General features: G+C 71.4%; 19 protein-coding genes and 2 pseudogenes. 5 read left to right on the plus strand and 16 right to left on the minus strand.

Annotated features, from left to right (window positions below; genetic code table 11):
* Positions 1-27: 27 nt before the first annotated feature.
* The 8 genes and pseudogenes from ACE1OC_RS23195 to ACE1OC_RS23230 all read right to left on the minus strand — a co-directional run.
* A pseudogene (locus ACE1OC_RS23195) lies at positions 28-282 on the minus strand (YrhB domain-containing protein); the annotation flags it as partial.
* The gene (locus ACE1OC_RS23200; RefSeq protein WP_407838613.1) at positions 283-1,164 is read right to left on the minus strand and encodes a toxin glutamine deamidase domain-containing protein; all 882 of its coding nucleotides are present in this window, start codon (positions 1,162-1,164) and stop codon (positions 283-285) included. It lies immediately after the preceding pseudogene.
* Between the two features lie 29 nt (positions 1,165-1,193).
* On the minus strand, positions 1,194-1,976 hold the full coding sequence (locus ACE1OC_RS23205; RefSeq protein WP_407838614.1) for a putative T7SS-secreted protein: 783 nt from the start codon (positions 1,974-1,976) through the stop codon (positions 1,194-1,196).
* Positions 1,976-2,608 carry a hypothetical protein gene (locus ACE1OC_RS23210; RefSeq protein WP_407838615.1) on the minus strand — a complete coding sequence of 211 codons (633 nt, stop codon included), beginning with the start codon at positions 2,606-2,608 and terminating at the stop codon, positions 1,976-1,978. Before ACE1OC_RS23210 ends, ACE1OC_RS23205 begins: the two co-directional genes overlap by 1 nt.
* On the minus strand, positions 2,605-3,060 hold the full coding sequence (locus tag ACE1OC_RS23215; RefSeq protein WP_407838616.1) for an SseB family protein: 456 nt from the start codon (positions 3,058-3,060) through the stop codon (positions 2,605-2,607). The genes ACE1OC_RS23210 and ACE1OC_RS23215 overlap by 4 nt, the downstream gene beginning before the upstream one ends.
* 81 nt (positions 3,061-3,141) lie before the next feature.
* Positions 3,142-4,821, minus strand: coding sequence for a transporter (locus ACE1OC_RS23220; protein WP_407838617.1), 1,680 nt, complete (start codon positions 4,819-4,821; stop codon positions 3,142-3,144).
* Entirely contained in the window at positions 4,818-5,690 is an 873-nt protein-coding gene (locus ACE1OC_RS23225) for an ABC transporter ATP-binding protein (protein WP_407838618.1), read from the minus strand. The genes ACE1OC_RS23220 and ACE1OC_RS23225 overlap by 4 nt, the downstream gene beginning before the upstream one ends.
* A 173-nt stretch (positions 5,691-5,863) precedes the next feature.
* Positions 5,864-6,544 (minus strand): bifunctional DNA primase/polymerase, encoded by a 681-nt coding sequence (locus tag ACE1OC_RS23230; RefSeq protein WP_407838619.1) that lies wholly within the window; start codon positions 6,542-6,544, stop codon positions 5,864-5,866.
* Positions 6,545-6,763: 219 nt separating this feature from the next.
* Here ACE1OC_RS23230 and ACE1OC_RS23235 point away from each other — a divergent pair, with 219 nt between their 5' ends.
* A complete protein-coding gene (locus tag ACE1OC_RS23235) occupies positions 6,764-8,143 on the plus strand; it encodes a transcriptional regulator (RefSeq protein ID WP_250742745.1) in 1,380 nt (459 codons plus the stop codon).
* Positions 8,144-8,230: 87 nt separating this feature from the next.
* Here the strand turns inward: ACE1OC_RS23235 and ACE1OC_RS23240 are convergent, their stop codons facing one another.
* Complete coding sequence (locus tag ACE1OC_RS23240) at positions 8,231-9,922, minus strand: hypothetical protein (RefSeq protein WP_407838620.1); 1,692 nt, start codon at positions 9,920-9,922, stop codon at positions 8,231-8,233.
* A 74-nt stretch (positions 9,923-9,996) separates the two neighbouring features.
* Positions 9,997-11,676 (minus strand): hypothetical protein, encoded by a 1,680-nt coding sequence (locus tag ACE1OC_RS23245; RefSeq protein ID WP_407838621.1) that lies wholly within the window; start codon positions 11,674-11,676, stop codon positions 9,997-9,999.
* Positions 11,677-11,889: 213 nt separating this feature from the next.
* Between ACE1OC_RS23245 and ACE1OC_RS23250 the strand changes: the two genes are divergently transcribed.
* A complete protein-coding gene (locus tag ACE1OC_RS23250; protein WP_407838622.1) occupies positions 11,890-13,200 on the plus strand; it encodes a hypothetical protein in 1,311 nt (436 codons plus the stop codon).
* Between the two features lie 62 nt (positions 13,201-13,262).
* On the opposite strand, the gene ACE1OC_RS23255 is transcribed toward ACE1OC_RS23250, so the two are convergent.
* Positions 13,263-14,606, minus strand: a complete 1,344-nt coding sequence (locus ACE1OC_RS23255) for an ABC transporter substrate-binding protein (protein ID WP_407838623.1) — start codon at positions 14,604-14,606, stop codon at positions 13,263-13,265.
* Between the two features lie 231 nt (positions 14,607-14,837).
* Here ACE1OC_RS23255 and ACE1OC_RS23260 point away from each other — a divergent pair, with 231 nt between their 5' ends.
* Together ACE1OC_RS23260 and purU are read left to right on the plus strand one after the other, a co-directional pair.
* A complete protein-coding gene (locus tag ACE1OC_RS23260; RefSeq protein ID WP_254387724.1) occupies positions 14,838-15,284 on the plus strand; it encodes an SCO4402 family protein in 447 nt (148 codons plus the stop codon).
* 19 nt (positions 15,285-15,303) lie between these two features.
* A complete protein-coding gene (purU, locus tag ACE1OC_RS23265) occupies positions 15,304-16,179 on the plus strand; it encodes a formyltetrahydrofolate deformylase (RefSeq protein ID WP_250742740.1) in 876 nt (291 codons plus the stop codon).
* Between the two features lie 45 nt (positions 16,180-16,224).
* Here the strand turns inward: purU and ACE1OC_RS23270 are convergent, their stop codons facing one another.
* Entirely contained in the window at positions 16,225-17,649 is a 1,425-nt protein-coding gene (locus ACE1OC_RS23270) for a zf-HC2 domain-containing protein (RefSeq protein WP_407841654.1), read from the minus strand.
* Between the two features lie 2 nt (positions 17,650-17,651).
* Complete coding sequence (locus ACE1OC_RS23275) at positions 17,652-18,230, minus strand: sigma factor (RefSeq protein WP_407838624.1); 579 nt, start codon at positions 18,228-18,230, stop codon at positions 17,652-17,654.
* Between the two features lie 340 nt (positions 18,231-18,570).
* Here ACE1OC_RS23275 and ACE1OC_RS23280 point away from each other — a divergent pair, with 340 nt between their 5' ends.
* Positions 18,571-19,089 carry an EF-hand domain-containing protein gene (locus ACE1OC_RS23280; protein ID WP_407838625.1) on the plus strand — a complete coding sequence of 173 codons (519 nt, stop codon included), beginning with the start codon at positions 18,571-18,573 and terminating at the stop codon, positions 19,087-19,089.
* Positions 19,090-19,303: 214 nt separating this feature from the next.
* Here ACE1OC_RS23280 and ACE1OC_RS23285 read toward each other — a convergent pair whose 3' ends face one another.
* From ACE1OC_RS23285 to ACE1OC_RS23295, 3 genes and pseudogenes are all read right to left on the minus strand, one after another.
* On the minus strand, positions 19,304-22,024 hold the full coding sequence (locus ACE1OC_RS23285; RefSeq protein WP_407838626.1) for an IPT/TIG domain-containing protein: 2,721 nt from the start codon (positions 22,022-22,024) through the stop codon (positions 19,304-19,306).
* 204 nt (positions 22,025-22,228) lie between these two features.
* Positions 22,229-22,801: pseudogene (locus tag ACE1OC_RS23290) on the minus strand (AMP-binding protein); the annotation flags it as partial.
* Between the two features lie 46 nt (positions 22,802-22,847).
* Positions 22,848-23,765, minus strand: a complete 918-nt coding sequence (locus tag ACE1OC_RS23295; RefSeq protein WP_407838627.1) for a helix-turn-helix domain-containing protein — start codon at positions 23,763-23,765, stop codon at positions 22,848-22,850.
* Positions 23,766-23,804: the final 39 nt, after the last annotated feature.

Consider the following 23,804-nt stretch of genomic DNA (forward strand, 5'->3'; position numbering starts at 1 on the left):
TTGCCGCGCATAGGCCAGATATTCCGCCACAGGGGTGTGCGACGGTGGGAAGTGCGGTGCTGTCCCATCTTTGGGGACAAGGGCCAGGCGTGTGAGCGGAGCGAATTTTCGATCGCCGGTATCGAGGTGTTCCCGAGAGTCGAAGCGCACACCCCAGGCGATGTCGTATTCTTCGGAAAGGTCCGGCTGAATGACGATGGTGTAGCGTCGCTGGCTGTGCTCAAAAGCGCGCGTCAAGAATGCCTCTGCGGCGGCGAACGCGTCAGCTGATGAGAGCGTCATCTATTGCCTCTTGTAGGGAATGTGGCCGATATATTTAGCGTCTTCCAGTTTCGCCAGGGTCCCGCTCTGGCCATCTAGGAACACTACCCCATGGTCGGTATTGACCGCGTTGAAGACGTGGGCGGTGCCGTCTTCCCGCTCGATGTAGACGACGCTCCGGGCGCCTCCTCCGGCCGATTCCAGGTCGCGGATGATGTCGTCGTAGCCGTGCACCCAGTCGTAGTCGCCCGGCTCGCGGCCCTTTAGTCCGAGTTCCTTCGGTGGGACGTGGTCCGGGTCAATCTTCGGCGAGGTCGAGACCTCCGCCCCATCCAATCTCCGATCCACGGTCACTACATTGTGTGAGCAGTTATCGGTGTATCCGTACTCGTTTGTATTGTTGATGTCCTTGAGCCATGGATACTGGTCGTCCAGAAAACCCTGCGCTTCCTCGGGTGTGACGGAATCTGCGTGGATTGCTCTTTCGGATACCTGATCCGTGGGCTTGGCGAGGTCCTTCCAGTCGGGTACCCCGTGAGGAGTGCTTCCCGGGTGCACGGTGTGCTTTGCCGCGCCCTCGGTACCCGCCTCCAGCGCTTCCTTCCCGACCCGGGCCCCGACCCGTGCTCCGCTCAGGCCCTTGGTGCCGATGAGTTCGGGGATGAGGCGGCCGAGGCCTTCGCTCGGGTCGTCTTTGAAGCTGTCGATGAAGGCGCCCGGGATGCGCTCCGGGTGGGCGGCGGTGGAGACGAGGCCGGCCAGGGACGTGCTGACGCTCTGTGCGTACTGTGCCGGGTGCGTGAGGTTGTAGAAGTCCATCGGGTTGAGGCCGCGGGCGAAGTTCAGCATCCCCGCCGTGCCCTTGGCCGCGCCGCCCACCACGTGGTTGAGTTCGACGGCCACGGCGCCCCCCTGGTCGAGGAACTCGGCCATCACCCGTTGCCGCGTCGTCGGCTCGGCCGGGGCGAGTCGGTGGCGGCCGCGATGGCCCGCTCGGCGGTGGTGGCCGCGTCGTCGCGCTGGCGGCGGGCCTCGGTGAGGATCTCCTGGGCCCGGCTGAGCTCCGCCGTGCCCACGGTGGACTCGACGGGCGGGGGGCCGGGGTCGCCCGCTCCGCTCCGTACGGCCGCGTTGAAGGCCTCGGCCTGATCGGCGTACGTGTCCGCGGCGTCCTTGCGTGCCTTGACCGCCGCTCGGTGGAGCTCGATGGCGCCCCGGGCCTGTTCCTGTGCCCACTCGACCGTTTCCGCGTACCGGTTGAGTGCGCTGCCCGCGGCCTCGCACGCGTCGGCGGCGTGGAACCAGTCCGTCGGGTGCATCGAGAACTTCTCGCGGAAGGCGTCGGCCGCGGCGCCCTTCCACTGGTCGGAGTTCAGGGCCTTCATGCCCTGGCCGACCCGGCCGAAGGCCGTACGGAAGTCCATGAGATGCGCCGCCGACTCGCGGATCGCGGCAGCCTTGCCGTGGACGAGTTCGTCGGCCAGCTCGCTCTGTCCGAGTTGCTTCTCGCGTATCGAAACCCCGAGGCCGGAGGCGACCTCGTCGCCGAAGCCCTCGACCTTGTCCGCCCAGTCGTGCGCGCCGAGGCGGTCGAGGTCCGCCCCGACCACTTCGGTGGCCACGTCGATGCCGTGACCGACGGCCTGCTTGGCGGAATCCACCCCGCGGCCGAGTTGTTCGACGCCCTTGTCGAGGAGTTCACCCCAGTCCGGCATCAGTGCTCACCGCCCGGCTGTGGTCCGGGGCCCGGGCCGGCGATGTCGTCGACCGCCCTGTCGGCCTCGTCCCGGAGTCCGGCGACGTCGATGAGCTGGTTGGACAGGAGCAGATCGGAGCCGTTCAGGTCCCGGATCGTGCCCTTCCAGGCTTCCCCGCTGTTCTCGGAGGCCCAGTCGTAGGACTCCCGGCTGTAGTCCGCGTCCCGGATCTGCGTGTACGGATTCTCGGAGAGGACCTCGCCCCAGTCCTTGCCGACGACGTCCGCCTCGGACGCGTACGGATTGCCCAGCCCGGCGTTGGCCACCACCTTGAAGCTGCCCTGGATGTACTGGTCCTGCTCGTGCAGTGCCCCCGCCGACAGCCCGACCTTCGCCGCGAAGGCGTTGCCTTCCTGCACGAGGGAACGGACCCCCCACTCCCAGCGCCCGCAGAAGGTGTCCAGGGTGGAGGTGAGGCCTTCGTGCCCGGTCTCCATCCCCGAGAGCGCGAGCCCGGAGAATCCGCGGCCCATGCTCGCCGTACCGACCAGCCCGAGCTCCTTCAGCTCGGCGAGCGTCTGTGTGATCCCCTGCGCGATCTGGCCCAGAGCCTCCTTCGAGGCGTCGAGATCGGCACCGTCCCCGCTCATGCCGCCGCCTCCCCGTCGAGCGCCGCCGCATCCGGCACGATCCCGCGTACGGGCGGGAAGACCGCGCCGTCAGGACCGGCCGCGTCCAGCGCGATCCCGCACGGGAAGTCCAGCGCCGGCACCACTTCGTCCAGCAGCCGTGCGCCGATCACCCGCCGGTACGGCCATTCCCGCCCGACCTCGCCGCGTGCCTCGGCGAAGCGGGCCAGCGTCTCCTCGCTAGTGAACGCGCAGATCCAGTCCAGGCCCCCGAGTCCGGCCGTCCACAGGCCACCCCGGTCGTCGAAGGGCACCAGCACCACGCGGCCGCGGAAGTCCGTCAGCCGCTCCAGCGCCGCATCCCGTGCAACCGCCACCGGATCGCACTCCGCTACGGGAACCACCGCCGGGGCGGAGGCCGCCCGTCCGGCCGCCCCCGCCCGCAGTTGAGCCCACTCTTCGTCGAATCCCACCCCGGAACCCCCTCGCTCGATCACCCCAACGTAGCTGTGCGCGGGGTCCCGGCGGGCTGACCGGGGTGTGGTGAGAGTGCGTCAGCCCTTGCTGACCGCCAGGAGGATTTCGGGGAGCTTGCGTGCCACCGTCGGGGCTGCGAGGCGGAGGCCGGCCCAGGTGGCCAGGGTGGCCCAGGCCACGCCCAGGGGGAGCAGGATCCAGCTCAGGGAGTGCTGGTCGGCCCCGCTGAAGTAGACGGCCAGGACGATCATCGGGGAGCAGATCAGCGCCGAGGCGAGCATGCCGCCGAAGATGCCCGCCCATGCCAGGGCGCCCTGCCCCGGGGCGACGTTCTTGAAGGCGCCGTCCGTCGGGATCGAGTACGGGAAGCGGGCCGAGGCCAGGGCTCCCGTGCACAGCATCGAGCCGAGGATGGCCAGCGCCAGGCCCAGCGCGGCGGGGAAACCGGCCCAGTTGCCGACCAGGGCGGCCGTGATCGCCGCGACCACCGCCGTGAAGGGCACGGTGATCAGCGCGAGGGCCAGGGCGCGGGCGCGCAGTTCCACGTACGCGTCCCGGGTGCTGGAAATGGTCTGCGCGACCATCCAGAACGCCGAGGTGTCCTGCCCGAACTGGTTGTACATCTGGACGCCGAGCATGCCCGAGGCGAAGCAGGACAGGTACACCGAGCCGCTGCCCTGGAGGGCGTTGGCGACGGGGATGATCAGGCCGATCGCCAGGGCCGACACCCAGGCGGCCTTGGTCTTCGGGTCGCGTGCGATGTAGCGCAGCGCACGCTGGATCGCCGCGCCCGTACGGTCGTCCGGCAGGAGGGACCAGCCGCTGCCGGCCTTGCCGTTCGCAGGCTTCTTCTTCTCCTTGGCGGCCGCGATCGTCGAACCGTCCGGGGTGACCATCAGCTTGGTCAGGCTGCGCTCCCAGAACCAGAGCAGCAGTCCGAGGGCGGCCACGGTGATGACGAGCTGGGCGGCCGCGATCCCGTACGAGCCCTCGCTCGCGGAGTCCACCATCCCGACGGCCGTCGCCGGCGGCAGCCAGCGCACGACCGCCTCGGCCGGCTCCAGCCGCTCCAGGCCGCCGACCTCGAACAGCCGCTGGCCGGCGATGTTCGCCACCTGCGCGCCGATGGCGATCAGCAGCCCGCTGAGCAGCGCGAGGTCGCGTCCCTTGCGGCTGGTCAGCAGCCGGACGTTGGCCGTGGCCACCGCGCGGGCCAGCGCGACGCAGCCGACCAGCAGCAGCGGCACGGCCAGGACGGCGGCCACCACGCCCGCGGCGCCCCGCGCGAGGGCGATCACCGAGCCGGCGGCCAGGCACAGCGTGAACAGCGGCCCGATGCCGACGAGCGAGGAGGCCAGCAGGGCCCGGACGAGCGGCCGCGGGCGCAGCGGCAGCATGACCAGCCGGCTCGGGTCGAGCGTCTCGTCGCCGGTGGGGAAGAACAGCGGGACGAACGTCCAGCAGAGGGCCATGATCGCCGCCAGCAGGACGACGACCGTCCCGGCGTGCGCGTTGCCGCGCAGCAGGGCGAGGCCGAGCGTGGTGAAGAAGGCGATGACGAGGGCGAAGGCGAGGGCGCCGAAGTAGGCGGCCTTGCGCTTCGAGGAGCCCTTGAGTCCGTTGCGCAGCAGGGACAGCTTGAGGCGGACGAAGATCGGGGTGATGTTCACGGATGCGGCCGCGGAGGCGGGTGCGGATGCGGATGCGGCGGACCCGGCTGCGGGCGCCGGAGCCTGCGTGGGCGTGGGCGCGTTCATCGGACGCCCGCCCCGTTGCTCCCGCCGTTGGCCGCTGCCCCGCCGCCGAGCCAGTCCAGGGACTCGCCGGTGGCCCGGCCCTGCGCTCCGACCAGTTCCAGGAACGCGGCCTGCAGCGAGGGCGCGTCGCCCCGTACGTCGGCCAGCGGGCCCGCGGCCCGGATCCGGCCGCCGGCCATGACGGCCACCCAGTCGCACAGCGACTCGACGAGTTCCATGACGTGGGAGGAGAAGACGACCGTGGCACCGGAGGAGGTGTAACGTTCCAGCACTCCGCGGATGGTCTGCGCGGACACCGGATCCACACCCTCGAACGGCTCGTCCAGGAACAGCACTTCGGGGTTGTGGAGCAGCGCGGCCGCCAGGCCGATCTTCTTCCGCATGCCCGTCGAGTAGTCGACGATCAGCTTGTTCTGCGAACCGGCCAGGTCCAGGATCTCCAGCAGCTGCGTGGCCCGGCTGTCCGTCTCGCGGCCCGGCAGCCCCCGCAACCGGCCCATGTAGCCGAGCAGTTCCCGCCCGGAGAGCCGCTCGAAGAGCCGCAGGCCCTCCGGCAGCACGCCGATCCGGGACTTGACCTCGACCGGGTCCGCCCAGACGTCGTGCCCGGCGACGATCACCCGGCCCATGTCCGGGCGCAGCAGCCCCGTCACCATGGACAGCGTCGTGGTCTTGCCCGCGCCGTTCGGCCCGACCAGGCCGACGAACTGCCCGGCGGGCAGCTCCAGATCGATCCCGGACACGGCCACCTGCTCGCCGAACCGCTTCCACAATCCCTCAACTCGCACGGCGGGTGCGGCGGACGGTGCGGGTCGCACACCGCCGCCCGTTCCGTCCGTTCCGCCCGTCGCAACGCCCTGGTCCGGCATGCGCCTGCCTCTCGATTTCGTTCCCCGTGTCCTGCTTTTCTCACCATAGGAGGCGGGGGAGAGGCGGAGCAGTTACTTATGTCATGAGTTTCCCCACGCACATGTCCGCTGGTCAGAGCCTGTGGGCAGGGGCAGGGGCAGGGGCAGGGCCCCGTGGGTCATGGCCCCGTGGGTCAGGTCGTGCGCCGGGCCCGTTCCGCCGCCGCCTCGCGCCCGCACGCGTAAGCCAGCGCGTCGATCAGCTCCTCCACGTCGGGCAGCCACCGGTTCGCGGCCGTCGGCGGCTGCGCCCACTGCACCGAACCGCGCCCGCCGATCCGGGTCGGCGGCGCGGCCACGTACTCGCCCTCGCCGCGTGCGACCAGGTCGAGTTGGGCCGGCTGCCAGCCGATCTTGCGCAGCAGGTCGGGCACCTTCGCCCCGGCGCCGGGCAGGACGAAGAACAGCATCCGCCCCGCCGGGTTGGCGATCACCGGTCCGAGGGTGCGCTGCATGCGCTGGAGCCGGGCCAGGGCGAGGAAACCGGCCGCGTCCGGGACGTCGAGCGCGTCGAAGGTCCGGCCGGTGGGCAGCAGGATGGCGGCCTTCGGGTTCTTGCCCCAGAGCCGCCTGACCTGCACCGCGCTGCCCGAGGCCTGGGAGGCCCACTCCTTGCCCGCCGCGTGCGCGCCGGGCACCGGGCACTCCGCGGCCCCGCACGAGCACTGTTCCCGCCCGTCGCCGGACTCCAGCCAGGTGCCGGCGAAGACATCCCAGTGCCGTTCTTCCGTGTACCGCACGGCATGGTCCAGCAGCGGCTCACTGCGCTGCAGGGGGATGGGCGCGGTCTCCGTGACTCCGATGGTCTCTTCCACGTGCAACACAACTCTTGCGGTCACCGGGGGTTACGGGCGTAAACCCGCCGGGCTCGGGAGCATCGATCCTGCATGCGGGGCGCATCGGTGCATCGCGGGGGGCGCGTGGGAGGCCGGGGCGCCGTAGGTGGGTAGCGACAGGACGCAAGGGGGAAGATTCCCCGCACATCAGGCGGGAAGTGATCATTCGAACGATCACCCGCGTCTCTGGGGGTTTTCATGGCAGCCAGGCCTCTCGTCGCCCGCCAGCCGAACGAACGGCTGCAGGCGCTCATCCAGGAAGCCGGGTGCTCCAATGCCGGGCTCGCCCGGCGCGTCAACATGTGCGGGGCCGAGCACGGCCTCGACCTCCGCTACGACAAGACCTCCGTGGCCCGCTGGCTGCGGGGCCAGCAGCCGCGCGGCCGGGCTCCCGGGATCATCGCCGAGTCGCTGGGCCGCAAACTCGGCCGGACCGTCACCATCGACGAGATCGGCATGGCCAACGGCAAGAACCTCGCCTCCGGTGTCGGCCTGCAGTTCTCCCCGACCGTCATCGGAGCGATCGAGCAGGTCAGCGAGTTGTGGCGGAGCGACGTGGGGCGGCGCGACTTCCTGTCGGGGTCGAGCGTGGCCTCCTCGGCGCTGGTCGAGCCGAGCCGCGACTGGCTCATCACCGGGGCCGACGCGCAGGTCGCGCGCAGCGGCGGCTCACGGGTGGGGATGTCGGACGTGGAGGCGGTACGGGCCACCACGCAGGCGCTGAAGGACCTCGACCACCGCTTCGGCAGCGGGCACGTGCGCCCCGTGGTCGTGCACTACCTCAACTCGGTGGTCTCCGGCCTGATCGGCGGGGCCTACCGGGAGCCGGTCGGCCGGGCGCTGTTCGCGGCGGTCGCCCGACTCACCGAACTGGCGGGCTACATGGCCGTGGACACCGGCCAGCCGGGACTGGCGCAGCGCTACTACATCCAGGCGCTCCGGCTCGCGCAGGCGGCGGGCGACCGGGCGTACGGGGGCTACGTACTGGCGGCGTCGATGAGCCACCTCGCGGCCGAGCTGGGCAACCCGAGGGAGATCGCGCAGCTGGCGAGAGCCGCACAGGAGGGGACGCGGGGCCAGGTCACCCCCCGGGTGGAGGCGATGTTCTACGCGGCGGAGGCGCGGGGCCACGCGCTCCTCGGTGACGCGCGGTCGACGGCGGTGCTGTCCTCGCGGGCGCTGACGGCGCTGGAGCGGGCGGAGCCGGAGTCGGGGGACGATCCGGAGTGGATCCGGCACTTCGACCAGGCGTACCTCGCGGACGAACTGGCGCACTGCCACCGGGACCTGGGGCAGGCCGACGCGGCGGCGAAGCGCGCGGAGGAGGCCCTACGGGACCTCCCGGCGGGCAAGGCGAGGCGCCGGGCGATCGGTCTGCTCCTGCTGGCGGCGGCGCGGGTGCAGCAGCGCGAGGTGGAAGCCGCCTGCCAGACGGCGACGCAGGCGGCGGAGGCCCTGTCGGGCATCCGCTCCCACCGCGGGGCGGTGTACCTGGAGGACTTCCGCACCCGCCTGGACCCGTACCGGGAGGAACCGGCGGCCCGGGAGTTCACGGCCCGCCTGGAGCCGGTCCACTGACCCGCCGCCCGGCCCCGTGAACCAGGGCTGTCGGGCGGCGGGTCCGCCGGTTCGGCCGATGCCGGGGGTCCAGCGGATGCCGTCGGTTCAGCCGATGACCTCGATGCGGCCCTCACGGCCCATGCTGATGAGGTGGTTGGCGTCGGCGTCCACGAACCGGATGCGCCAGTAGCCGCTGGTCTGCGCGGTGAACTTCATGTTCACGGCTCCGTAGGCCCCGGAGACGGAGGTGCCCATCTCCTTCCACACGGTGGAGCCGTCGGGCCGGAAGTAGTAGCGGACCTTCTGGCCGGCATACGGTACGAGGCCCTCGGGGGTGGAGGTCCTCAGGACCGCGGAAACGGACAGCTGCTTCCCCTTGACCGCCTGGAGCGGTGCGAAGCGCTCGCCCGAGATCTGGGTTCCGGCGCGGTTCTGGAGGAGCACCTTGGTGCCCGTGCTGGGGCCGATGTTCTTGGTGCCCGGCGTGTACACCCGCCATCCGGTGGCGGAATACCAGCGCGACGGAAGGACCTTCACGGTGAACGGCTTGTTGTAGGGCACGGCGAGGGACGTCTTGGTGATCCACTGACCCGACGTGGTCCGGAACTGGATCTCGACCGGCGCCTGCTGGCTGGTGATGCCGTCGACGGTGATCTTGGCGCCGAGGGTGAGGCTGCCGTACTTGTCGGTGGAGACCACCTTGTCCTCGACGACCTTGGTCGTGTGGGTGACCTTCGCGACGGTCGCGGTGCGCGTGCCGTCTCCCATCAGCCAGCTGCTGGTGGCGACGGACACGTTCACGGAGCCGGTCCTGAAGATCGGAGGCAGGAGGGTGTAGCTGCCGTCGGGGCCGGCGGTGGCCTGCCCCTTCCCGGCTCCCGCGGCGGCGACGCTCTGGCCGGCGGCGGGCTTGATCGTGCCGTCGTCCGCCCGGCGGCTGAGCTTGCCGAGCACGGGCACGCCGGTCCCGTAGCGGGCGGTGAGGGGAGCCGTCGAGGTCAGCGTCAGGATGCCCTGCTGGGCCCGGATCGTCGACGGGGCCGTCACGGACACCTCGGTGTCCCCGCTGGCCAGGGCCACGGTGTGGGTCAGGGCCTTCTCGGTGCCGAGGGCGGCGACGGTGGTGGTGAACTTGCCCTGCGCGTCGGATACTCCGTCGGCCCAGCCCTCGCCGAGGGTGGCGCGGACCCTGGCGCCCGCCAGCGGCAGGCGCTCTCCGGTGCGCGGGTGGATCGCGGTGACCGTGCCGGTGACCTGGGTGTCGATGGCGTCCAGCGAGAACTCCTGCCGGCTGGACTTCGCCTCGACCCGGGCGTCGATCGCGTAGGTGGACCGTCCGGCGTTGCGGCGGGGCAGTTCATTGCCCTTGTAGTCCCGGGCGTACACGTCCAGTTCGTAGTCCGTCATGTCGGCGAGGACCAGCGGCTGCTTGTCGCCCACGTACCAGTGGCGGGTGCCGTAGCCCATCTCCTCGTCGTAGTCGCTGTAGTACTTCAGGCTGTCGACCACGGCGACGATCTTGTCGGTGCCCGCGCGCCGGACATCGACCCGGTACGGTGTCGCGTTCTCGCCGCCTTCGATGTGGACGACGAACGTCTTGTCCGTACGCTGCCGGATGCTGGCGTCCCCCACCGTGACCTCAAGGGACTTCGTCTCCGGGTCGGACGTCAGGGCCGCCTGCCGCGCGGCCGGCGCCGCCCCGGGTGCGGCGTGGGCGGCGGGAGCCGTCAGTGCTCCTACCGCCGCGAGCGCGACCGCCGTACCGACGGCCGTCATGGTCCTCTTGAAACTGTTCACCGGAATCCCCCGTGCGTCACGTGTGATCGACTGCACGGGTTGGACGGCCGACAGGCCCCGGAGGTTGTACGCGTTCAGCGCGTGACTTTGACGCGGCCCTCGGCGCCGTTGCTGATGAGGTGGGTGGCGTCCGCGTCGACGAAGCGGATGCGCCAGTAGCCGCTGGTCTGCGCGGTGAACGTCCTGCTCACGGCTCCGTCGGCCCCGGAGACGGACGTGCCCATCTCCGCCCACACGGTGGAGCCTTCGGGGCGGAAGTAGTAGCGGACCTTCTGGCCGGGGTACGGCACGAACCCGCCGGGGGTGGAGGTCCTCAGGACTCCGGAGACGAACACCTGCTGCACCTCGCCGTTATGGGTCGGTCCGGATTGTGCACCGGTGATCCGGGTTTCGGCGCGGTTCTGGCGGAGCACCTGGGTGCCCGTGCTGGGGCCGATGTTGCTGGTGCCCGGCGTGTACACCCGCCAGCCGTCGGAGGGATACTGGCTGCCCGGTTGGGTCACCCTCACGGTGAACGTCTTGTTGTAGGGCACGGTGAAGGACTGACGGGTGACCCAGTTGCCCGGGCGGTACTGGAACTGGATCTGGATCGTCGCCTGCTGGCTGGTGATGCCGTCGACGGTGACCTTTCCGCTGATGGTGAGCCCGCCGTACTTGTCGGTGGAGACCAGCTTCTCCTCGACGACCTTGGTCGTGTGGGTGACCTTCGCGACGGTCGCGGTGCGCGTGCCGTCACCCAGCAGCCAGGCGTCCTGGACGGACACGCCCAGGGAGCCGGTCCTGAGGATCGGGGGCAGCAGGGTGTAGCTCCCGTCGGGTCCGGTGGAGGCCGTCGCCCTCCCGGCTCCCGAGGCGGCGAGGCTCCGGCCGGCGGCGGGCTTGACCGTGCCGTCGTCCGCGAGGCGGGTGAGCTTGCCCCGCACGGGCACGGTGGTCCCGTACCGCGCGGTCAGGGGCGCCGTCGGGGTCAGCGTCAGCGTGGACTTCTGGGCCCGGATCTTCGCCGGGGTCGTCACGGGCACCTCGGTGCCCCCGCTCGCGAGGGCCACGGTGTGGGTCAGGGTCTTCTCGGTGCCGAGGGCGGCGACGGTGGTGGTGAACTTGCCCTGGGCGTCGGACACCCCGTGGGCCTGGCCGTCACCGAGGCGGGCACGGACCTTCGCGCTCGTCAGCGGCAGCCGTTCCCCGGTGTGCGGGTGGACCGCGGTGACCGAGCCGGTGACCTGGGTGTCGAGGTCGTCCAGGGAGAACTCCTGCTGGCTGGACTTCGCCTCGATCCTGGCGTCGAGTGCGTAGGTGAACTGTCCGGCGTTGCGACGGCTCAGTTCGTTGCCGTTGCCGTCCTTGACGTACACGTCCAGTTCGTAGTAACCGATGTCGGCGAGGACGAGCGGCTGCTTGTCACCCTCGTACGAGAACTGAGAGGGACCGCCCGATTCGTCGGGGAACTCGATGTGGTCACTGAGGTCGTCGACCACGGCGACGACCTTGTCGGTGCCCGCCCGGCGCACCTCGACCCGGTCCGGCCTCTGCGAGCTGGCGTCGACGACGACGATGTACGTGTTGTTCGGGTCCTGACGGACCCTGGCGGCCGGCAGCGACATCGCCACGGACTTCGCCTCCAGCTCGGACGCCAGGGCCGTCTGCCGTGCGGCCGGTACGGCCGCACTCGCGGCGGGAGCCGCCAGCGCACCCACGGCTGCGATGACGACCGCCGTACCGACGGCCGTCATGGTCCCCTTGAAGCTGTTCACCGGTTCTCCCCGTGCGTCCATGTGACTGCTGCGGGGTTTGACGGACGGCCCGCCCCAAGGGTTGTACGGACCACGGCACCCATCCCGCCGATACCGGACGCCCGATGGCCGGTACGGCCCCCGGCGGCGAGGCCGACACTGGAAAATTCGCCGGGGGACGGTAGCGTGAGCCGACGGTTCCGCGGACGCGGACAGGTCGGAGAGGGAGTTCCGGTGACGGAGAGCGGACAGGGCGGCAGCCCGCAGGGAGGCGAGCCGTGGGGCCCGCCGGTGCCCGCACAGCCGCCGACGCAGCCGCCCGTGCAGCCCGGCGGGGAGCCGGAGTACCTGTACGGCCAGCCCTCCTACGGCTACCCCGCACCCGGTGGCCCCTCCTACGGCTACCCGCAGGGTCACGTCGTCGGCCCCGGCTACGAGGGCCCCGGCGACCCCCACGGCTACGGCTACCCGCCGCTGCCGGAGGCGGCCACCCAGTACATTCCGCCGGTCCCCGCGGCCCCCGCGCACGGCGAGGCGGCCACGCAGTACATACCGCCGGTCCCCGCGGCCCCCGCGCACGGCGAAGCCGCCACGCAGTACATTCCGCCGGTCCCCGCCGCCCCCGGGCACGACGAGGCCGCGACGCAGTACATTCCGCCGGTTCCGGCCGCGCCCGCCGATCCCGCAGCCGGGTTCGACGGGCTGTTCCGGGGGGACGTGCAGCACACGCAGCAACTGCCCCCGATCCAGGAGCCGGTGCTCAGCCGGCAGCCGCCGCGGCGACCGCATCCGCAGCAACCGCCGCAGTACCAGCAGCACATGCAGCAGCACCCGCAGCAACAGCAGTACCCGCCGCAGCAGTTCCAGCAGCCGCCCCACTTCCAGCAGCCGCAGGACCCCGCACCCGCGCCCCGCAGGGTCTCGCCCGCGATCGTCGCCGCCGTCGTCATCGGCCTGGCCGTCGTCGGGCTCGGGGTCGGTGCGCTGCTCAGTGACGGCAAGGCGCAGAACAACGACCCGGCCGCCGCGGCGCCCACCCCCAAGCCCGGCAGCTCCGCCGCGGAGAGCGGCGAGGCTCCGCTGGACCCCGCGCAGCCGCAGGCGGTCCAGCTCGACAAGCTCCTCGCGGACAGCAACGACAGCCGCGCCGCGGTGATCAAGGCCGTCGAGGACATCAAGGGCTGCAGCAACCTGGACCAGGCGGCCACCGACCTGCGCGACGCGGCCCGGCAGCGCGAGGAGCTGGTGACCCGGCTCCAGGAGCTCAAGGTGGACCAGCTCCCGGACAACGCGAAGCTGACCGCGGCCCTCACCAAGGCGTGGAAGTCCTCCGCAGAGGCGGACAACAGCTACGCGTCCTGGGCGGACGACCTCAAGTCCGACGGCGACAAGTGCAAGGACGGCAAGGCCAAGTCGACCGGCAACGCTTCGGACGGGAACAAGGCGAGCGGCGACGCCACCAAGGCGAAGGAGAACGCGGCCGGGATGTGGAACACCATCGCCGGCAAGTACGGCCTCACCAAGCGGGACAAGAGCCAGCTGTAGCGGCGCGTCAGGGGCGCGTCCAAGACGCCCCAAGACGCCCCAAGACGCCACCCTGGCCCGGACTAGCTCGAACGGGGGGCCTGTTCCAGGGTCTTGGTCATGTCCATGGACTGCTCGCCGCCCGGCTGCGCGATCAGCCGGCCCTGCTGGACGACCTGGAAGGCGACCCGGCCGTTGACCATGCGGGGGAAACCGGAGACGGCGCGCATGTCCTGGTAGCGCCAGCTGAGGTCGGGGGTCAGGCCGCCGGTCTTGACGGGGTCGGACTGGTTGAGCTTGCGCGTGAGGGTGCGTCCGGTGAGGTCCTCGTCCTCCTTGAACCGCTTCACCATCTCGCTGAACACCGTGTACGCGATCCAGGTGGTCTGGGCGCCGCTGTCGTCGGGGTCCACGGCGTTGTCGCCGAAGGCGTGGTCCGAGATCACGTTGCGCATCTGCGTCCACAGGGGGTCGGTGGAGACCGGGTACCAGCTCGTGACGTACGCGCCCTCGAAGGGGCTCTCCTTGCCGCCGGTGCGGTCGACCAGGGCCTGGCTGACGGAGCCGAGCACGGAGGAGACCTGCGGTTTGCGGTTCTGGGAGTCGGCGCGGCGGAAGGCGTCGAAGAAGGTCTCGGTGCGGGCGCCGAGCACGGCGGCCACGCAGCCCCTCTCCTTGCCGTCCTTGCCGTCCTTGGCGGAGCTCGCGCCGCCCTTCGCGGGGGCGCCGGCGGAGGAGGCGGCCAGTGCCTCGTTGGCCTGGGCGGAGAGGTCCGCGGCGTCCTCGGCGGCCCGGATGTCGCTGGCCGGGCCCATCTGGTTGGCCTTCAGGCCGGCGTTGAGCTGGAGGGGCAGGGAGTCGCCGGCGAGGGTGTCGGGGCGGACCAGGGCGACCTTGGCGCAGGCGCGCCCCAGCTGGTGGCCGGCGCCGGCCACCAGGACGGGCTGGCCGCCGTTGACGGGGTAGGAGAGCGGGGACTGGAACTCCTCCGCGGAGACTCCGTACCCGCCGATGAACGGGATGCCCTCGGCTTCCAGCGGGGCCAGGAAGGCGCGTCCGTGCTGGCTGTAGGAGCCGATGACGGCGACGGCCTTCTCGGCGACCGCCTTGCGGGCGCAGTCGGCGGCGCCGGTGGGCGTGTTGTGCTCGTCGCAGGTCAGGACGCGGAGCTTGCGGCCGTTGATGCCGCCCTTGGAGTTGACCCAGCGCTCGTAGGCCTTGGCCATGCCCGGCATGCCGGGCATGTTGGTCGCCTTGGACGCCACCGGGGCGAAGGTCATGACCGTGAGGGTGTCGGCGCCCCCGGAGCCCCCCGAGCCTCCGGGGAGCGCCCCGCAGCCGGCGACGAGACAGGCGCCCATCGCCATGGCCGTGGTCCGGGCCAGAAAGGTGCGGGACAGTGCTGCTGCGCATCGCAGGGTGGTCATGTGCATGCACCATTCCGCGCCCCGGGTAACTGAAGTGTGAGGTGTACACAACATCGGGTGACACCCAGGTGAATTACGGGTGGCGCCCACACGCTGAGTGAGCGCCGGGCGGGTCCGGGCCCCCGGCCGCAGGCGCCTGAAGATCACGTCGAACGGGAACGTACGATCGAAAGCGTGACATTCGCCCAAGGTTCGAAGAACTCTTCCCGCCGCGGCGGCCGCTCCTCCACCATGGGCGGCATGCCCCTCAACGACATGCCGTGGTGGCGCTGGCGCAGCAACGTGCGCTCGGCGCTGCACATGCTCTCCGACCCCGCGTTCCAAGAGGACACCTGGCTGGCCGGCGCCGAAGGGTACGGGGACGTCACCGACGCCGTGTACCGGCTCGTCGAGGACACCTGGCTCGACAGCTGGTCCGCGGAGAAGTACGTCGGCACGATCTTCCGCGACTCGCAGGAAGCGGCCCTGGTCGACCTCGCCGTGCTGCGGGTGCTGCGGATCATGCACCAGATAGGCCCCGACGCCCCGGTCTCCGGCTACCTGGAGCACCACGCCTGGCCGGAGGCGGTACGGGCCGCGCGCGAAGCCCACGTACGGCTGGCGACGGCGGACGGGGACGACCCGGACGCGCGTCCGCGCTCACTGGACGTCCTGAGGATCCTCACGCGCGCGGTGTGATGTGGAAGGCTGTGGGGTCATGAGCGACGACCCGCAGCCCCAGGCCACGCAGCAGTACGTACTGACCCTCTCATGCCCGGACAAGCAGGGCATCGTGCACGCCGTGTCCAGCTATCTGTTCATGACCGGGTGCAACATCGAGGACAGCCAGCAGTTCGGCGACCGCGACACCGGCCTGTTCTTCATGCGGGTCCACTTCGCCGCCGACGCTCCGGTGACCGTGGAGAAGCTGCGGGCCAGCTTCGCCGCGATCGGCGACACCTTCCGGATGGACTGGCAGATCCACCGCTCCGACGAGCGCATGCGGATCGTGCTGATGGTGTCGAAGTTCGGGCACTGCCTCAACGACCTGCTCTTCCGCCACCGCATCGGCGCGCTGCCGGTGGACATCGCGGCGGTGGTGTCGAACCACACCGACTTCGAGGAACTGGTCGGCTCGTACGGGGTTCCGTTCGTGCACATCCCGGTGACGAAGGACACGAAGGCGGCGGCGGAGGCGCAGCTGCTGGAGCTGGTGCGGGCCGAGGACGTCGACCTCGTGGTCCTCGCCCGCTACATGCAGGTGCTGTCGGACACCCTCTGCAAGGAGCTGAGCGGGCGGATCATCAACATCCACCACTCGTTCCTGCCGAGCTTCAAGGGCGCGAAGCCGTACCACCAGGCGCACGCCCGGGGCGTGAAGCTGATCGGTGCGACCGCGCACTACGTGACGGCGGACCTGGACGAGGGCCCGATCATCGAGCAGGAGGTCGAGCGGGTGGGGCACGAGGTCACCCCCGACCAGCTGGTGGCGATCGGGCGTGACGTGGAGTGCCAGGCGCTGGCGCGGGCCGTGAAGTGGCACAGCGAGCACCGGGTCCTGCTGAACGGGACCCGGACGGTCGTCTTCACGTAGCCCTCCGGCCGGCCTCGGACGGCCCCGGCCGGTAGGGCCCGGGCCCTACATCCGGCTCAGGGACGCTGCCGCGAAGAGGACGTCGCGGATGGCTTCGCGGTCGCCGTTCTGGCCGAGCGCGGCATCCTCGGGGGAGATGTGGCCCGCGGCGAGCTGGCAGAATTCGGTGCCGTCCAGGGCGATCCGGGCCACCGTGTGGTCCGGCGAGGGCTTCGCCGCGGGGGAGTCCAGGGCGATGTCCCAGCCGCCGCCTCCCGCACCCTCGATCTCCAGGTGCAGGGTCCGGCCCGGCGCCCCCGCCGCGACCAGCCCGCGCGGCGGCGCCGCCAGTCCCGCCCGCCGGCGCCAGGCCAGGGCCGCCGGCAGGAGCCGGGCGGCCAGGTCGATCATCCGGTTCAGGTGGGGTGCGGACGGCGGCCCGTACGGGTAGTCCACCGCCTCCGCGATGTCCACGGCGTGGACCCAGCACTCGAAGGCCCGCTCCAGGAAGGCGTCCCCGAGGGGCAGGGCGAAGGCGCCGTAGTCCACGTCCAGCTCGGCCACGCCGCGGCCCGCGAAGGACACCGTGCGGACCAGGGTGTGGCCCTGCTCCCGCCACGGCTCGCGGACCCGGCGGGTGGTCGGGTACGGGGAGTCCTCCCAGAACCGTTCCGTGCGCTCGGCCGGGGTATCCGCGGACGCGTCGCGGCCCAGCGGGTCGTCCAGGCCCAGCGCGGCCGCCACGAGGCCGTCCACCGCCAGCAGGTGCCCGATGACCCCGGCCACCGTGGTCCGGCGCGACTGGCGGCGTTCCTCCTCGAACCACTTCAGCCGGACCGGGGTGTGCCACTCCGAGTCCCCGAAGTCCCGCAGCAGCGCGTCGAGCCGGGCCGTCTCGGTGTCGTACGGGGTCGCCCACACCGGGACCGGGATGCGGGCCGGGCGCTTGCCGAGGCAGTCCTCCAGCACGCGCGAGCGGAGCAGCGGCTTCAGGTCGAGGCTCTCCTCCGGGTGCAGCAGTCCCACGGCGTCGCGCAGCCGCAGCGCCTCCTCGGCGCAGCGTGCGCATTCGGTGAGGTGGTCCTCGACGGCCTGGGTCTCCTCCGCGGAGCACGCCGCCAGGGCCCATGCGCCGAGCAGGGACTTCAGTACGGCGTGGGTGGGCGGGGGCGCGGCCGGGACGGGAGCGGGCTCGGGCTCCGGGTCGGCGGGCGCCGGTGCGGCGGGGTGGGCGGAGATCTCGGGGTACTTCATGTACTCCGAGTCGTCCAGGGCATCGAGGTCCACGAGGTCGTCCGGCCCGTCGGGGTCCTCCTGCCCGTCGGGGTCCAGGGGCCCTTCCGCGGACGGCGCGTACCCCGGCCGCGCGAGGTCGAGGTCGTCGGCCGCCCCGCGCGGGCCCGGTATGCGCGCCGGGCCGCCGGAGCGCGGGGGCGGTTCGTGCCGCTCGTACTCTTCGCCGTCTTCTTCGCCGAAGGGGCTCGGAGGCATCGTCATCGGGTGGTTCCATATCCGGAGGGGCCGTATCCCGGCGGGACCGTGTCGTCGCGCGGGACGGCGTTGGCCGTGGACAGGAGTTGCAGGCCCAGGCGCAGCCGGCGCCGGGCCTCGTCCTCGCTGATCTGCAGGTCGGCGGCGGCCTGGCGGTAGTCGCGGCGCTTGAAGTAGGCGAGTTCGAGCGCGGCCCGCAGGGGTGCGGGCATCGACGTGACGATGAAGTCGGCGCGGGCCGCCGCGTTGGCGGTGCGCACCTTCTGTTCCAGTTCCTCGCGGGAGCCGTTGCCCAGTTCGACCTGGCGCAGGCGGGCGACTGCCTGCCCCTGGGTGATGCGGGCGACCCAGGAGCGCATGGAGCCCTGCTTGGGGTCGTAGGCGTCCGGGTTCTCCCAGATGTAGCCGAAGACCTCGCGGGTGACGCGGTCGGCGGCCTTCTCGTCGCCGAGGACCCGGTGGGCGAGGCTGTGCACGAGCGAGGCGAAGCGGTCGTACAGCTCGCCGAGCGCGGCGGCCTCGCCGCGGGCCAGGCGTTGTTGCATGCGGCGGTCCCAGCGCGGTGGTGCGTCCTTCGGCATCGTGCCCCCAGCCGGGATTCCCGGTTTCGCAGCCGTGTGTCGACCACTCGAATGTAGTGGGCATCCAGCGGTGTGTGCCCGTTTTGCCAGAACCTCGTCCCGGAAGTGCGCCCTGCGTGATAGGGACGTCGCACGGCGTGAACGCGGACGTGCTGCCCGGAGCCCGCTGTTGGGAAAAACGATGGGTACAGGCGTACGCGCCCCATCGCGCTCCTCGTGCGCTGGTTCGATGCGGCCACCTCCTTGACCGCTTCGCTTAACGCGCAGGCCACGTAGGCCTTACGCTCCTGTCCTGTCTTGAACTGCACCCCACCGCACACGTGAAGGCGGAACGCCGAATATGGACAGCGCAGAATACGAGCGCAAGATCGCCGCCCGCTTCGCCACCTTCGACCAGGACGGCTCCGGGTACATCGACCGGGAGGACTTCAGTACGGCGGCCAAGGCGGTCCTGGCCGAATTCGCCGTGGCGGCCCGGTCCGACAAGGGCCAGGCCGTCTTCGCCGGCGCGGAGGCCTTCTGGCAGGGCATGGCCGGCATCGCGGACGTGGACGGGGACCAGCGGGTGTCCCGCGAGGAGTTCGTCACGGGCGCGGCGAAGCGGCTGCGGGACAACCCGCACCGGTTCGCGGAGATCGCGCGGCCGTTCCTGCGGGCGGTGATCGCGGCGGCGGATGCGGACGGCCTCGGTGCGACCCCGGGGGCGACGGCGCGCGTGCTGCGCGTGCTGGGCACGCCGGAGGAACTGGCGGGCCCGGTCGCGACGGCGCTGGACGCGGACGGCGACGGGCGCATCACCGAGGACGAGATCCTGGCGGCCTTCGCCGGCTACTGCGGGGTGGCCGCGCCGGACGCGTGAGGCCTGCGGCGCGGGCCCGGCGACAGCACGCCGGGTCCCGTGCGCTCTCACGGCGGGCTCTGAGCTCAGAAGTCGGCTGCCGAGGCGACGACGGAGGGGCCCACCGCTAGGCGTTTCCCCAGGTCAAGCCACGAAGTACTGCTGGAGTACTAGGCGGCCACGCGCACCGGCCCGGACCCGAGGTCGGGTCCGGGCCGGTGCGGGCCGATACGGCTCAGCGCAGGATGAAGGGTGCCACGTGTGTCGTGGTGTCCGCTCCGCTGATGGTGAACTGCAGGTTGTAGCTGCCGTCCGCCAGCCCCCTGGTGGGGAGGTTGACGATGTAGCCGCGCAGACCGGCGTCGTACCGGAACGGGGTCGTGAACGGCCTGGTGGTGGGGCCGACGACCTGGGTGGGTGTGAGGGTGATGCCGGGGCTGGACAGGTTGGCGCCGTTGACGTCGCAGATCCGGAGTCTGATCGGGGCCGTGCTGTTCCCGCCGCGGATCGGCCGGCTCGGGTCGTAGAGCAGGCAGATCCGGTACGCCACGGTGTACGTGACGCTCTTGGTGGCCGGGTTGGCGGCGACGTCCGTGGCGTTCACCGTGAAGGTGTGCGAGCCGAACGTCGAGGTGTCGACCGGGCTGCCGTTCGGGACCGTACCGACGCAGCTCGCCACACCGGAGGTGGCGTCCGCGCATGAGTAGGACGCCGTGACCGACTCATTGAGCAGGTAGGTGCCGGCCGTCGGGCGCACGATGGTGATCGTCGGCGCCGCGGTGTCGAGGCGCACGGTGATCGTCTGCGGCGCGGACGTGTTGCCGGCGTTGTCGGTGGCGGTGAAGGTCACCGTCGTCACGCCGTCCGTCGTGACCGGCACGGCGGCGCTCGCGCCGGACACGTCGGTGGATGCGATCGGTTGGGCGCCGGCCGCGCTGTAGGTGATCTTCTGGATGCCGGAGCCGCAGGTCCCGTCACCGGCGCTGATGTCGACGGTCGCCGGGCTGCTGTTGTTCCAGCCGGCGCCGTTCGGCGACGGCGAGACGCTCGCGGAGGCGGTCGGCGCGGACGTGTCCGCGTCGTACGTGAACTTGTCGGCGTTGGTGATCGGGCTGGTGCCGTTCGGCGTGGTCACGGTGACGTCCACCGTGCCCCGTGCCTGCGGGGGCACCTGCGCCGTCAGTTCCTCCGGTCCGGTGACGTTCACGCTCGTGGCGGCTACGGAGCCGAACTTGACGGTGGCGCCGCTGGTCGGGAACTCCGTGCCCCGCACCGTCACCGTGTTCACGCACTGGGCCAGTTCGGGCCCGTGGTTCGGGGTGACGCTCGTGACGGTCGGCGGGGACAGCGTGACGCGGTCCATCGCGGTGCCCCAGCTGCCGCCCGCGAGGCCGCCGATCTGCTGGACCGTCCAGACGTCCTTGGGGTTGCTGGGGTCACGGGCGGTGCCCGAGTAGTCGCCCCAGCGCACCCGGGTGCCGCAGTTGCACGTGTAGGCCTGGGTGCCCGCGGCGTAGAAGTCGCCGAACGTCGTCGCCGGGAAGTTGCCGCCCGGCACTCCGATCGCGACCGCGGTGGGGAACATGGTGGACGAGGACGCGCTGAAGCCCGCGAACAGGTCGTCCTCGTCGTTCAGGGTCAGCGAGCCGTAGTAGAGGTCTCCTCCCACGAGGCCGAGATCGAGGTTGGTGGCCAGGCTCTGGCCCCCGCCGGTCGCGATCTGGACGAAGCGCTGGCAGGAGTGGACCGCGGTGTCGCCGATGGGGGTGCAGCCGACGTTGAAGAGGCCCCACAGGTGGTTGTTCTGCCAGGCGACCGACAGCATCCGGCTGTCGTTGGTGTTGATGGTGGCGTCACCCCCCGTCGGCTGGACCGCCATCGGCGGTTCGGCGGCTGCTCCGATGGCGATGGTGTTCTCGGTCTGGTTGACCGCGCTGACGCCGGGAACGCCGGTGATCGTGGTCACCACGACGTCGGTGCCGGCGTGTTCCATCGCGAGCTGGTCATTGATCGCCGACAGGGAGGTGGCCGGGACGACGTCGGCCTTGGTGTTGTCCTGTGCGAACGTCGCGAGGCTGACCGAGGCGGCACCGGCCAGGAGGTCCGCCTTGTTGACGACCACGGTCTGTTCGCCCAGGAACGGCTTGCCGGGTGCGACGAGGTCGAAGTTGTTCCAGGTCAGCGTGACCTTGTCGTTGGTGTAGCCGAGCGTCGGCCGGTCGTGCTGGACGTTCGAGGTGTTGCTGCCGGCGATGTAGACGGACCAGTTCCCGCGGGGGTCGGAGGTGTCGCTGACCGCGACGTCGACCTCGTCACCGCCGGTCAGAAGGCCCTCGTACGCGGCGAAGAAGCGGCCGGACCCCGCGTCGTAGTGCACCCGCGGATCGCCGCCCGTGTTCGCCGCGAAGCCGAAGAAGGCACCCAGGTCGAATGGGGTGCCGACGGCGTTGCCGGCCTTGTCGTAGACCTGGCCCGAGCGGTTCACGAACTGGACGATGTGGGTGGGGCCGACCGCGAGCTGGGTGTCGGACGGAACGGTGTTGTCCACGTCCCCGAGTGTGGGGAAGGTCTTCAGCCGCTGGATGACGGCCGTGGACGGCACCGCCTTCGGGGACACTCCGGCCGTCGGGGCCTTCGGGGTGAGGGCCGCCGCGGTGACCGGCAGGCTCGACTGCCGCCGAGGTCCCACGGGCGCCGTCCGCTTCGGTGGGGCGAGGTACGGCTGTACCTGGGTCTCGGCCGTGCGCTTCGGCCGCGGCAGGGCCCGTACGTCCACGCGCCGCTTCATCTTGACCCGCGACGGCTTCCCCTCGCCGTCCGCGAGCGACGGGCTGCTCGCCGTGGGCGGGGCGCTGGGACGCGGCTCGGCGGCCGCCCCGCCCGCGGGTGCGGCCACGGTGAGCGTCACGGCGAGGGTGAGGAGCAGGGCGCGCGGCCAGCCGCGTAGGGCACGCATCACACTGCGGTTCACTCGGAGAAGGCGTCTCGACGACACGGGCTCCCCCCTTCAGCCCTTGTCGGAAGTACGGTCCCGCCGGCGGATCGGCAGCGGGCGGTCGTTGTCCTGCAGTAGCCGATGATCACGACCGGGTATCTATCGGATGGACGCGTCATCGGCTGCCGTCTGCGGCAAGCATTGCCGACGCTTCCCTCTTACGGCCTACTTCGCTTCGCGCAGCTCTCGTTTGAGGACCTTGCCGCTCGCGTTGCGCGGGAGTTCGGTGACGAACTCCACCGCGCCGGGGCGGCGGACCGCGTACGCCTTGCCGACCTCGCCCAGGCGCGGGTCGGGGATGCCGACCACGGCGATGTCGGCGATGTCGGGGTGCAGGCCGAGGAGTTGCTCGATCTCGGCGGGGTAGGCGTTGAAGCCGCCGACGATGAACATGTCCTTGATCCGGTCGGTGATGCGCAGGTTCCCGGCGGTTTCGGCCGGGTCCTCGAAGTGGCCGCGCATGACGTTGTGGCCGCGCACCCACGCCTCCCCGGCCCGGCCGGCGGCCAGGGCCGCGCCCTCCGGGTCCGCGATCCTGACCTCGGTCCCGGGGATGGCCCGGCCCGAGGTCGACGCGATGATCTCCGCCGGGTCGCCGCGGAGCCGCTCCACGAGCTGGAGGGGGACGACCGCGGCGCCGGTGACGACCAGGCGCAGGGCGGAGAGGTCGTGGTGGTCGCGCTGGGGGTGGTCCAGGAGGGACTGGTGCAGGGTGGGCGGGCCGGGGAACGCCTCGAGCAGAAGACCCAGACCCCGGTGTAACCAAGCTCCGGCAGATGCCCAACTAGGCCGTGAGCGCCGGCATGCCGCGCAGGGCGCGGCGGGCGATGTCGGCCAGGGAGGCCACCCGCTCGGGAGACGGCAGCCCGCCACGAGGAGCCGTACGGGCCTCCGCGCACGTGCCGCAGGAGGCGTCCGGGGCGGGCAGCGGATCGCGGCATACGCCGCATTCGGCGGGCGGTGCCGCGGGGGCTGCCGGGTCCCTGGCGACCCGCTTCGCGGGGAGCTTGCGGACGAGGCGGTCGGCCAGCAGGGCGCGGGCTGAGTAGACGAACCGCGGCAGCCCGTCGGTCAGCAGCGAACGGGCCTCCAGCTCGGACACGCCGTGCTCCAGCCACCGTTGGGCGAGCGGGGCGAGCGCGAGCGTCTCGGTGACGCCGAGTTTGAGCCGCGGTTCGTACGCGGTGATACGTGCGAGCAGCGCGGCACCACGGGCGCTGCCCGGCGTTCCGGGCGCTTCGGGGAGGGAGGGTTCTTCCCCCGAAGTCTTTGTCCCCTGGGGGGACGCTCCCGCCGTTCCGGTACTCCCCTCACCGGTTCCCGGGTCCGGGACCGGATCGCTCTCAGGGGTGAATGGCTGATCCTCCTCCGGGGTCGCTCCGGGCGGCTGCGGCCAGTCCTCCGTGTGCGGGGTGTCGGACACGAAGGTCTGCGTGTGGACGTACCCGGTCAGCGGGTCACGCACGGTGCGGCGCGCGTAGTACCCGTACCGCACCAGCTCGTCGACCGCCTTGGAGACTCCCCGTCGCCCCACCCCGGGGTGCTGGTCGGCGAGCGTACGGACGTCCTCGCGGGAGCCGTCGGGGAGGGAGAGCAGATAGCACAGGATGCCCCGCGCGGTGAAGCTGAGGCGCCGGTCCCGGAGGACTTCGTTGCCGAGGACGGTGAAAGCGCGCTTGCGGGGGCTAAGGTGGATCCGCATCGGAGACAGTCCGGTCTCTTGTGTCGGGCCCCGGGGTGT

The sequence above is a fragment of the Streptomyces stoeckheimensis genome (assembly GCF_045822005.1).
Classification (GTDB): Bacteria; Actinomycetota; Actinomycetes; order Streptomycetales; family Streptomycetaceae; genus Streptomyces; species Streptomyces stoeckheimensis.